This is a genomic window from Pseudomonas sp. (assembly GCF_030696055.1).
In the GTDB taxonomy this organism is placed as follows: Bacteria; Pseudomonadota; Gammaproteobacteria; order Pseudomonadales; family Pseudomonadaceae; genus Aquipseudomonas.
Genome location: NZ_JAUYNP010000168.1, coordinates 1 through 10,276, shown reverse-complemented (window position 1 = coordinate 10,276; position 10,276 = coordinate 1). Strand labels below are relative to the sequence as shown.

10 protein-coding genes and 1 pseudogene are annotated in these 10,276 nt (G+C 64.9%); 7 read left to right on the top strand and 4 right to left on the bottom strand.

Features of this window, described 5'->3' with window-relative positions:
• From Q8Q83_RS09985 to Q8Q83_RS09965, 5 genes are all read left to right on the top strand, one after another.
• The coding region (locus Q8Q83_RS09985; protein WP_305623321.1) for a MoxR family ATPase at positions 1 to 444 on the top strand (444 nt) is incomplete at its 5' end.
• Positions 441 to 1,397 carry a DUF58 domain-containing protein gene (locus Q8Q83_RS09980; RefSeq protein ID WP_305623319.1) on the top strand — a complete coding sequence of 319 codons (957 nt, stop codon included), beginning with the start codon at positions 441 to 443 and terminating at the stop codon, positions 1,395 to 1,397. The genes Q8Q83_RS09985 and Q8Q83_RS09980, both read left to right, overlap by 4 nt.
• Positions 1,394 to 3,388: a DUF3488 and transglutaminase-like domain-containing protein gene (locus tag Q8Q83_RS09975; protein ID WP_305623317.1), complete on the top strand. Its 1,995-nt coding sequence runs from the start codon at positions 1,394 to 1,396 to the stop codon at positions 3,386 to 3,388. The genes Q8Q83_RS09980 and Q8Q83_RS09975 overlap by 4 nt, the downstream gene beginning before the upstream one ends.
• Positions 3,389 to 3,468: 80 nt before the next feature.
• Positions 3,469 to 4,242 (top strand): CHAD domain-containing protein, encoded by a 774-nt coding sequence (locus Q8Q83_RS09970; RefSeq protein WP_305623315.1) that lies wholly within the window; start codon positions 3,469 to 3,471, stop codon positions 4,240 to 4,242.
• Between the two features lie 106 nt (positions 4,243 to 4,348).
• Complete coding sequence (locus tag Q8Q83_RS09965; protein WP_305623314.1) at positions 4,349 to 5,146, top strand: acyl-CoA thioesterase II; 798 nt, start codon at positions 4,349 to 4,351, stop codon at positions 5,144 to 5,146.
• Between the two features lie 251 nt (positions 5,147 to 5,397).
• Here the strand turns inward: Q8Q83_RS09965 and Q8Q83_RS09960 are convergent, their stop codons facing one another.
• Together Q8Q83_RS09960 and Q8Q83_RS09955 are read right to left on the bottom strand one after the other, a co-directional pair.
• The gene (locus tag Q8Q83_RS09960; RefSeq protein WP_305623312.1) at positions 5,398 to 5,760 is read right to left on the bottom strand and encodes an Mpo1-like protein; all 363 of its coding nucleotides are present in this window, start codon (positions 5,758 to 5,760) and stop codon (positions 5,398 to 5,400) included.
• Between the two features lie 79 nt (positions 5,761 to 5,839).
• The gene (locus Q8Q83_RS09955; protein WP_305623311.1) at positions 5,840 to 6,652 is read right to left on the bottom strand and encodes a TatD family hydrolase; all 813 of its coding nucleotides are present in this window, start codon (positions 6,650 to 6,652) and stop codon (positions 5,840 to 5,842) included.
• 248 nt (positions 6,653 to 6,900) lie between these two features.
• Between Q8Q83_RS09955 and Q8Q83_RS09950 the strand changes: the two genes are divergently transcribed.
• Both Q8Q83_RS09950 and Q8Q83_RS09945 read left to right on the top strand, forming a co-directional pair.
• Positions 6,901 to 8,286, top strand: a complete 1,386-nt coding sequence (locus Q8Q83_RS09950; RefSeq protein ID WP_305623309.1) for a transglycosylase SLT domain-containing protein — start codon at positions 6,901 to 6,903, stop codon at positions 8,284 to 8,286.
• Between the two features lie 121 nt (positions 8,287 to 8,407).
• Entirely contained in the window at positions 8,408 to 8,842 is a 435-nt protein-coding gene (locus Q8Q83_RS09945; RefSeq protein ID WP_305623307.1) for a DoxX family protein, read from the top strand.
• Positions 8,843 to 9,047: 205 nt separating this feature from the next.
• Here the strand turns inward: Q8Q83_RS09945 and Q8Q83_RS09940 are convergent, their stop codons facing one another.
• Both Q8Q83_RS09940 and Q8Q83_RS09935 read right to left on the bottom strand, forming a co-directional pair.
• Entirely contained in the window at positions 9,048 to 10,082 is a 1,035-nt protein-coding gene (locus Q8Q83_RS09940; RefSeq protein WP_305623305.1) for a lipase secretion chaperone, read from the bottom strand.
• Between the two features lie 60 nt (positions 10,083 to 10,142).
• Positions 10,143 to 10,276: pseudogene (locus Q8Q83_RS09935) on the bottom strand (lipase); the annotation flags it as partial.

Here is a 10,276-nt window from a genome sequence, read left to right as displayed (position 1 = left end):
CAGTTGGACCGCCACCTGATGCGCCTGTCCCAGGGCTATCCGGGCAAGGCGGCGGAAAAAGCCCTGCTGATGGGCGATTCGCGGCGCTCGCTGTTGCCGCGCCTGGAGCCGCTGCTCGACCACAGTGAGTTGGCGCTGATCCAGGCCGAGGTGCCGAAAGTGCGCGCCAGCGATGCCCTGGTCGACTATGTGCTGCGCCTGGTCGAGGCCACCCGCAGCCAGCCGCAGTTCGCCTGGGGCCTGTCGCCACGGGCCAGCCTGGCCTTGCTGGCGGCGGCGCGGGCTTGGGCCTTCCTGGACGGGCGCGATTATGTGATTCCCGAGGATGTGCAGGCGGTGCTGCCCTCGGTGGTCAGCCATCGCCTGCGTGAGCGCGCCGATCCTGCCGGGCATGGCGGCGGCAGCCTGGTGCAGTGGCTGCTGCGCGAGGTGCCGGCGCTTTGATCGCCCTGCTCAAGTCGCGCTGGGATCGCTGGCTGGTCAGGCGCATTCCCGCTGCCGCCAGTGTGCGTTTGAACCAACGGCGGATTTTTATTATCCCCAGCCGGGTCGGCGGCGCTTTTATGTTGGCGCTGCTGTTGATGCTGCTGGCGGCCATCAATTACCAGAACAGCTTGGCCTATGGCCTGACCTTTATGCTGGCCGCGGTGTTTGTGGTCGCCATCCTGCATACCTACCGCAATCTGGCCGGGCTGATCCTCAAGGCCGGTAGCACGCCGGCGGTGTTCGTCGGCGAGCAGGCCGGTTTTCGCGTGCGCCTGGAAAGCAGCGCACGGGCCCACCAGGCGATCAGCCTGGGTTGGCCGCCAGCCCAGTTGCAGACCCAGGATGTCAGCGCCCTGGGCCTTAGCGAGTGCTTGTTGACCCTGCCGGCGCTGCAGCGCGGCTGGCTGCGCCCTGGGCGCTTGCGGGTGGAGAGCCGTTTTCCCCTGGGCATTCTGGTGGCCTGGAGTTGGGTCGATCTGGATCTGGCGGTGCTGGTCTATCCGCGGCCGATAGCGGGGGAGCTGCCGTTGACGGCAGGGGCCAGCGACGATCAGGACGAGGAGGGCAGCCGCCCCCATGGCCAGGGCGTGGACGACTATCAGGGGCTGAAAGCCTACCAGCCCGGCGACTCCAAGCGTCGCCTGCACTGGAAGGCCTACTCCCGCGGCCAGGGTCTGCTGGTCAAGGACTTCGCCTCGATCAGCGGCCGTGACCTGCACCTGGATTTCGATGCTCTGGCTGGTGATGCCGAGGCGCGGCTGTCCTTGCTGTGCCACTGGGTGTTGCAGCTGTCCACCCGCCAGCAGCCCTTCGCCCTGAGCTTGCCGGGCTGCGAGCTGCCGGTTGACAGCGGTGAGCAGCACTGCGAGGCCTGCCTGCGTGCCCTGGCGCTATTCGGTCAGCCAGCATGAGCCGGATCAGCGTGATTCCGCGCATCAGCCTGACCTGGCTGCTGGTCGCCCAGGCCCTGGTGATCATGCCCCATCTGGGGCATCTGCCGTCGTGGGTCATCGCCCTGTGGTTGGGTTGCGCCGGCTGGCGGATTCAGATCTTCCGCATGCGCGCACGTTACCCCAACGCCTGGGCCAAGGCCGGGCTGATGCTGGCCGCGGTGGTTGGCGTGCTGTTCTCCCGTGGCAGCCTGGTTGGCCTGGATGCCGGGGTGGTGCTGCTGATCGCCGCCTTCGTCCTGAAGCTTGTGGAGATGCGCAGCAAGCGTGATGCCCTGGTGCTGATCTTCCTCGGCTTCTTCGCAGTGGTGACCGCTTATCTGTTCGATGACAGCATGCCGATGGCGCTGTTCAGCCTGTTGCCGGTCACCGCGTTATTGGCCGCGATGATTGGCCTGCAGCAGAGTGGCCTGGCCACCCAGCCTTGGCCAACGGCGCGTCTGGCCGGCGGTCTGCTGCTGCAGGCACTGCCGCTGATGTTGCTGTTATTTATCTTCTTTCCGCGTCTGGGCCCGTTGTGGTCGTTGCCCACACCGAATAACAAGGCCACTAGCGGCTTGTCCGACAGCATGACCCCGGCGGATATCGCCGAGTTGAGCCGTTCGCCGGCGCTGGCCTTTCGCGCCAGTTTCGACGGCCAGACCCCGCCGCGCAGTGAGCTGTACTGGCGTGCCCTGACTCTGGAACAGTTCGATGGCCAGCGTTGGTCGCAGTCCAGCTTTACCCAGCAGACCCTCGCACCGGCCTGGGAGAAGCGCGGTGAGGCGCTGCATTACAGCATCGTCATGCAGCCCAGTGCGCAGCGCTGGCTGTTCGGGCTGGATGTGGCCGAAACCAGCCTGGAGCAGACTCAGCTGATGAGCGACTTTCGTCTGCAGCGGCGCGCGCCGGTGCAGCGTTCTCTGCTCTACCAAGTCACCTCCTGGCCGCAGGCGTTGCGTGAACCCAAGCAGGTCAGTGTTGCTTTACGCCATAACCTGCAACTGCCGGCCCAAGGCGAGCCGCGCAGCCGGGCCTGGGCTGCCGAACTCAAGCGCTCGCACCCGCAGCCCGAGCAGTTGGTGCAGGCCCTGCTCCAGCATTTCAATCGCCAGCCCTTCGCCTATACCCTGCGCCCGCCCGCGCTGGGAGTGAACAATATCGACGATTTCCTCTTCGTCACCCGCAGTGGCTTCTGCGCCCACTACGCCGGGGCCATGACCTTTGTGTTGCGCGCCGCCGGGATTCCGGCACGGGTGGTGGCCGGTTACCAGGGCGGTGAATTCAATCCGGCGGGCAACTATGTGCAGGTGCGCCAGTTCGACGCCCATGCCTGGGTCGAGTACTGGCAGGCGGGACGCGGCTGGGTCAGCGTCGACCCGACCTTTCAGGTCGCCCCGGAGAGGATCGAGATGGGCCTGGAGGAGGCCTTGAGCGCCGAGCACAGCTTTCTCGAGGGCTCGCCGCTGTCGCCCTTGCGCTACCGCCAGCTGAGCTGGCTGAACCAGCTGCGTCTGGGCTGGGACAACCTCAATTATGGTTGGCAGCGCTGGGTGCTGGGTTATCAGAGTGCGCAGCAGCTGGCCTTTCTGCAGCGCTGGTTGGGCCGTATCGATGCCCAGTCCCTGGCGCTGAGCCTGGTCGGCGGTGGCGCCCTGTTGCTCGGCTTGCTGTCGCTCTGGCTGTTCAAACCCTGGCAGCGCGAGCGCGATGTGCAGCGGCGCCTGTTCCGCCGTTTCGAGCAGCTACTGGCGCGGCACGCCATTACCCGCCAGCCGGGGGAGGGCCCGCGTGATTATGCCGAACGCGCCGCCCAGGCCTTGCCGGCTCAGGCGCAGGCCATTCGGGCGTTCGCCGCCGCCTTCGAGGCGCAGCGCTATGCCGGACAAACGGCCTCGGTGGCGCAATTGCGTCAGCATCTGCAGGTCTTGCGCCGCGCCTTGCCCTGGCGCTTTACCCGCGCCGAGCAGTAATGGCGCAACGGCCTGCGAGTTCTTGCGTGCGGCTGATTTAGTGCGCGTAAGCTGGGCGGCTACTGCACAGGAGTAAGGCGATGCATGGCTTGGCCGAGGATCTACTGACCCAGCTGCTGCGCCTGCAGATCAGGCTGTTGGCCTGCCGCGAGCGCCTGCTGGCGGCGACCGACCGCGAGGCCTTGCATGACCTGCGGATCGCCTTGCGCCAGCTGCGCAGTCTGCTGCGCCCCCTGCAGCAGCTCCCCGCCTGCGCCGAGGTACAGCAGCGCGCCGCCGAGTTGGGCCGGCTTAGCGGCCCCTTGCGCGACCTCGAGGTGCTGACGGCTTATCTGCAGGCCCAGGGGCTGCAGCAGCCCGCGCAGTCGCGCCAGGCCTTGTTGCGTCAGGGCTACGCCGCCTTGCTGAGCAACCAGCAGTTGGACCGCCTGTTGGCTGCGCTGGATGCCTGGCCGGCACTCTGGTGCCAGGCCGAGTCGGCGGGGGAGCTGGCGGGTCTGAGGAAACGGGTCAAACGGCGCCTGGGCAAGCAGCGCAGGCAGCTGCTGCAGGCCCTGGCCGATCCGGCGCACGACCGCCATCGTCTGCGCCTGTTGATCAAGCGGCTGCGTTACGCCGGCGAAGCCTACCCAGCCTTGGCCGGCAGTGGGGGCGACAGCCTGGGTCGGTTGAAGCAGGCCCAGACAGCCTTGGGTGACTGGCACGATCACTGGCAATGGCTGGTGCGTGCCGAACTCGAGCTCGATTTGCAGCCTTGCGTGCCCGCCTGGCGGCAGGCCCTGCAGGCCGCCGAGCAGCAGGCGGATCAGGCGCTGGAGAAACTCCTAGAAGACTTTTCTATGGCCAATCACTGATTTGGCCGAAAAGTCTCCGTATTGCCGATTAATTGGCGTAAATGCCTTGTCATGGCCGAGCGACTTTACCCTAAGATCTCCCGAGTCTTTAGGTCTCGAGGTGCTTATGGGTTTTTCCGAGTTGCTCCAGGCGGTGCGTAATAATCCGCAAGCCGTGGTCATTCCTGCTTTCTGGGGACAGGGTCGCGCGAGCTTTGGTGGCCTGATGGCGGCCTTGGTGTATGAGGCCATGCGCGCCCAGGTACCGGCAGGGCGGCCGCCGCGTTCGCTGGCGATTACCTTTGTCGGCCCGGCCGAGCCGGATGTGCCGGTGAGTTTCCAGGTCGAGGTGCTGCGCGAAGGCAAGGCGGTCAGCCAGGTGCTCGGCCGTGCCGTGCAGAATGGCCAGGTAGTGACCCTGGTGCAGGGCAGTTTCGGCAGCGGGCGGGATTCGCGCATCAGCGTGGCGGCCGCCGCGGCGCCGCAGGCCAAAGCTGTGCAGGACTGCCAGGAGCTGCCCTATATCGCCAAGGTTACCCCGGAATTCACCCGTTTCCTGGCCATGCGCTGGGCCTTCGGCGGCATGCCCTTCACCAATAACCAGTCGCGGGAGATGGGGGGCTGGGTGCGCTTGCGCGATGATAGTGCCGCCGAACCCGTCAACGAGGCCCATCTGCTGGCCTTGGTGGATGCCTGGCCGCCGGCCGTGCTGCCTCACCTGAACGCGCCGGCGCCGGGCAGTTCGCTGACCTGGACCATCGAGTTCGTTCAGCCCATGGTCGAGTTGAGCACGCTGGACTGGTGCCTGTACCGCGCCGAGATCGAACATGCCCGCGACGGCTATGGGCATATCGCCGCCGCGCTGTGGGCGCCGGGTGGCGAGCTGCTGGCGATTAGTCGGCAGACGGTGGCGGTGTTCGGCTAAGAACCTGTTCAATATCTGCTGCGCTTGCTCATGCTGCGTTGAAAACAGGCTCGGACAGTGGCTTGGCACTGAACGCTCGAAGGGCGACCCGTAAGGGCGAGCGGAGCGAGTACTGCTCATTTACAACTCGTAAACTCCGCGTCCTCGCCTGCTTGACCAGCCGGAGGCTGTTACTGGCGTAGCGCCTTGCCTGACCTGCGCTCGCGACGATCCTGAACAGGTTCTGAGCCGGCCCGGCGGCAGCATTGTGCTCAATGCCGCTGACGGGTTTTCCAGGCCTTCCACCAGCCGCCGTTGAGGAGGAAGCGCGGGAAGGTGAAGAACTGCTCGAGCAACAGCCGTTGCACGGCGTCGGCCGTGTCGCTGAACGGCTCCTGGGCCTTGGCCTCCAGGCGGTGGCCATGGGCCTGCAGCGCGAGGGCGGCGAGCAGGCCGAACACGCTCAGGATCAGCGGTAGCACGCGGAGTTGGAGCAGGGCGGACAGCAACACGGCGCTGGCCAGGATAAACAGCGGCACGGCGACCAGGTGCAGGATCAGGTTGATCGGGTTGCGGTGGTTGGCGGCGTAGCCGCGCCATTGCCAGGTCAGCAGGTTGGGGCGGTGTCTGGCCATGCTGCAAATCCTCGGACGTTTTGCAGGGAGTTTAGGCGGCCGTTTACGCGGCTGCCTGGCCTACATTTGTCAACAGAGCCTAAGTCTCGGCGATCTCGGGCAGGCCGAAGAAGGCCCGAGCGCAGGCGCTGCTGTGCTGCGCCAGTTGCTCCTGGCTTTCGCCGCGATGCAGCGCCACCTCGCGCAGTACCTCGGGAAGAAAGGCCGGCTCGTTGCGCCCGCTCTTCGGCTTGGGCCGCAGGCTGCGCGGCAGCAGAAAGGGCGAGTCGCTTTCCAGCATCAAGCGTCCCGCGGGGATTTCCTTGACCAGCGGATGCAGGTGGCTGCCGCGCCGTTCATCGCAGATCCAGCCGGTGATGCCGATATGCAGGTCCAGGTCGAGGTAGTTGAACAGCGCGCGTTTCTCCCCGGTAAAGCAGTGCACCACGGCGGCCGGCAACTGATCGCGGAAGTCGCGCAGAATCGCCAGCAGGCGCTCATCGGCATCGCGCTCGTGGAGGAACACCGGCAACTGCAACTCCACCGCCAGGGCCAGTTGCTGCTCGAGGGCTTTCTCCTGCTGCGGCCGTGGCGAGAAATCGCGATTGAAGTCCAGGCCGCATTCGCCGACCGCGCGCACCCGCTCTTCGCACAGCAGTGCCTTGAGCTGGCTGTGGCTGCCTGAGTTCCAGCTGCTGGCATCGTGGGGGTGCACGCCGGCGGTGCTGAACAGCCGTTGGCCCGTTGCATCCAGCTGCAGGCAGAGTTCCAAGGCATGTTGGCTCTCCGCCAAGCTGGTGCCGGTGACCAGCATTTGCGCAACGCCCGCGGCATAGGCACGGGCGAGCAGGGCTTCGCGCTGCTGGGCAAAGCTGGGGTGGGTCAGATTGACGCCGATGTCGATGAGTTGCATGGTGCTACCTGCTGATTTGATCGGGCAGCATAACAGAGCTTTTTGTTTGTAAATAAAACCAATAAATACAAGTGTTTAGGCTTTATATCTAATCCTTGTTGAGAGCTGCGGCTGGCATCGCGCCGCCGGCTGTGCCAACCTCCGCGCCCCGCGCGTGCAGGGAACCCGAGCATGATCGTGGCACTCATACTGACCTATTAATGGATCTGCTGCCCTTTGGCGCAGGTCAACCTTGCCTTGGAGTCTCGATGTCCCGAGCCCTGCTGTTGCTCTGCTGGTTGCTGCTGCCTTGGGCGGCAGACGCGCGCGTGGCGGGCCCTGGGCAACGCGCGCCGGCAGGGGCGGTGCGGGACCTGGCGAGTATCCGTGGCAGCGGCGAGTTACGCGTGCTGGTCAATCAGAGCCGCAACAGTTCGGGGATGGTCAGGGGGCAGAGCATAGGCGTGGAATACCAACGCCTGCGGGCCTTCGAGCAATACCTCAATCGCACCGGCAAAGATGGCAAGACCCTCAAGCTGAAGCTGATTCCCAAGGCCAAGGACCAGCTGCTGGCAGCCCTGCAGCGCGGCGAGGGCGACCTGGTGGCCCCGGGTGAGCTGCTGAATAAACCTCCGGGAGGCAACCTCAGGGCCAGCGCCGCGCTGCGCAGCGATGTGCCGCTGATCATAGTGGCGCGCCAGGGTGATAGGCGCTATCGCAGCCTGGAACAGATGTCCGGGCGCAGCCTGGCGTTGCCGGCCGGCAGCGTGGCCGGCGAGGCGCTGCGCAAGATCAACCAGCGCCTGATCGCAGGCAAGCGCTCGCCTATTGTGATCGAGTGGGTCGACCCCAGCCTGGCCGTCGAGGATGTGCTGGAAATGGTTCAGGCCGGGATTTTCAGCATGACCGCGGTGGAGCTGCCGATCGCCCAGCGTTGGGCCAAGGTGATGCCCAGGCTGCGTCTGGAACCCCAGCTGGTCCTGGCCAAGGATGGCGACATGCGCTGGTACCTGCACCGCGATGCGACCATGCTGGGCGCCAGCATCGATCGCTTTCTCAAGGGCTACCACGAGCCGGCCGACCAGGACGCGGCCTTTCAGCGGGTCTATCGGCGCCTGTACAAAGTGCATTATCCGCTCGGACGTGCCGAGCGCCGACGCCTGGAGCAGGTGCGTCCGGTGTTGCAGCGCTATGCCGCGCAGCATGACTTCGACTGGTTGGCCCTGGCGGCCGTGGCCTTCAAGGAGTCGACGCTCAATCCCAGGGCGCGTGGCGCGGGTGGGGCCACCGGCCTGATGCAGATCACCCCGGCGGCGGCCAGGAGTGTCGGGGTCGGCAATATTGGCGTGCTGAACAACAACGTGCAGGCCGCCGCCAAGTACCTGGCGATGATTCGCCGCAACTTCTTCAATAGCCCTCAGCTTAACGAACGCGAGCGCCTGGCCTTCGTCCTGGCCGCTTACAACATGGGCCCGCAGCGGGTGCAAAGCCTGCGCGCCGAGGCCCGCAGACGTGGCTTGAACCCCAATCAGTGGTTCTTTCAGGTCGAGCGAGTGGCCATGGAGCAGCTGGGCATGGGGGTGGTCAGCTATGTGAATAGCGTCAACAAGTACTATTTGGCCTATGAGCGCGAGCGCTATCTATTGGAACCTTAGGTTTTGGCGCGTCGCATTAATATTGATTAATTAGATATTTTTAAGCGATTTAATCGGCTTTTATTATCTGTTGGTTGATTTAATCTTGCGTCCATCTTCTCCCCCACAAGGACTGCTGCAGATGAACGCTTCGATCAAATCCCTGGTTAGTACCCAAGCAGGCTATGGCCTGTCCCTGTTGCGCATCATTGCCGGCCTGACCTTTGCTGCCCACGGCGCGCAGAAGCTGTTCGGTTGGTTTGGCGGCTATGGCCTGGCGGGCGTCGGCCAGTGGATGGAAAGCATCGGCCTGGCCCCGGGTTACCTGTTGGCTCTGCTGGCCGGTAGCGCCGAGTTCTTCGGTGGCCTGGCGCTGATCATCGGCTTGCTGGCCCGTCCGGCGGCGGCGGTGCTGGCGCTGACCATGTTGGTGGCGATTTTCAGCGTGCACCTGGCCAGCGGTTTCTTTATCAGCAACAACGGTTACGAGTATGCCCTGGCCTTGCTGGCGATCAGCCTGGCGGTATTGATCGAAGGCGCCGGCAAGCTGTCGCTGGATCGGCGCATCGCCGGCTAACTGCCTGCTTAGTGCATAAGGCCCGCAGTTTGCGGGCCTTATGCATTTCAGGGGTTGCTGCGCGCGGCGGCCAGAGCGTAGCCCGGATGCAATCCGGGAGCGGATTTGCAGGGGGCAGGCTTCCCCGGATTTCATCCGGGCTACAAATATGCCGTTCACTTGGCTTAAGTGAACGGCATTACGCATTTAGCGGGCCTTGTGCGTTTCAGGGGTTGCTTGCCGTGTTGCGCGCGATCGCCAGCTGCTCGGCCGCCGGAAGGCGCAGGCGTTCGCGCTTATCGAAGTGGTCGGCGGCCAGTTGGGCGATGGCGGCAGTCTTGTCGCTGGCACTCATGCCCTGATTGGCTTCGATAAAGGCTTTCTCCGCTCGATAGCGCTCGATGCGCTGGGTCCAGTTGTGCCGCTGCTGATCGAGGGCTTCCAGGCGTGCGGTGGCTTCGGCGCCGACCAGTTGTTGGCGCAACTGGCGGATCTGCCCGGGGTTGGCGCCGGCGGCCTGCAACTGGGCGGTCTGCTGGCGCAGCTGGTTTTGCAGTTGCGGCAATACGCTGTCCTGCAGCTCGGCGGGCAGGCTATCGCGCAGCTGGTCGATCGCCGCGGCTTTGCCGGCGTCATCCAGCTTGCTGTTCTGCACTATGGCCAAGCGCTGCAGGCTGAACTGGTTATAGGCTTGCTCGCGGGCAAAGAAGGCCTGCTGGGTTTCACTGTCGAAAATGCGCCCGCGCAGGGCCTGCACCGCCAGCTCGCGTTGGCGTAAGGCCTCCAGATCGGCCAGTTGCGGCAGATCGCGCTCCAGCAGCACCAGCTGACGTTTGTAGTCGAGGTATTGCTCGAGCAAGGCCAGGGCCTGCCCGCGGGCCGGCTCTGGCAGTTGCTGGGCAATATAGGCCTGCAGTCGTTCGACGCTGGTGCGCAGCGGCTCTTCGCCGAAGGCGGCGAGGAAGTAATCGAAAATCCGCCGGATATATTCGCTGATCAGCAGGTTGCCCGCCTCATCCAGGCGAAATACGCCGTCTACCTCGGTGCCGTCGAACGAGGCTGGCAGCGGCTTGATCGGCCCAGGCCGAACCGCCTGGTCGGCTGCCGCCAGGCTCGCAGGCGGGGCTGGAACGATGGCTGCATGTGTTGCGCCGCTTGCAGCGGCAGGCAGGTCGATGGCTCCAGCCAGGGGATACAGATAGAGCGACAGGGCGACGCAGGCGGCGAACAGCAGGGGCGATAGCAGCAGGAATTTTTTCACAGGCGCTCTTAATCCACTGGGCAGGGGAAAGGGGGCCGCAAGCGACCCCCGAGGTACGAGTTACAGACCGTCGTTCTTCAGCCGGTTGGCGTGCTGGCGGTAGACGCTGGCCGGGTCGGTCTCAAACAGGCTGGTCAGGCCGAAGGTCTGGTTGACCTCGTCGAGGTGGTTCATCCGGTAGTTGTCGCGGATCA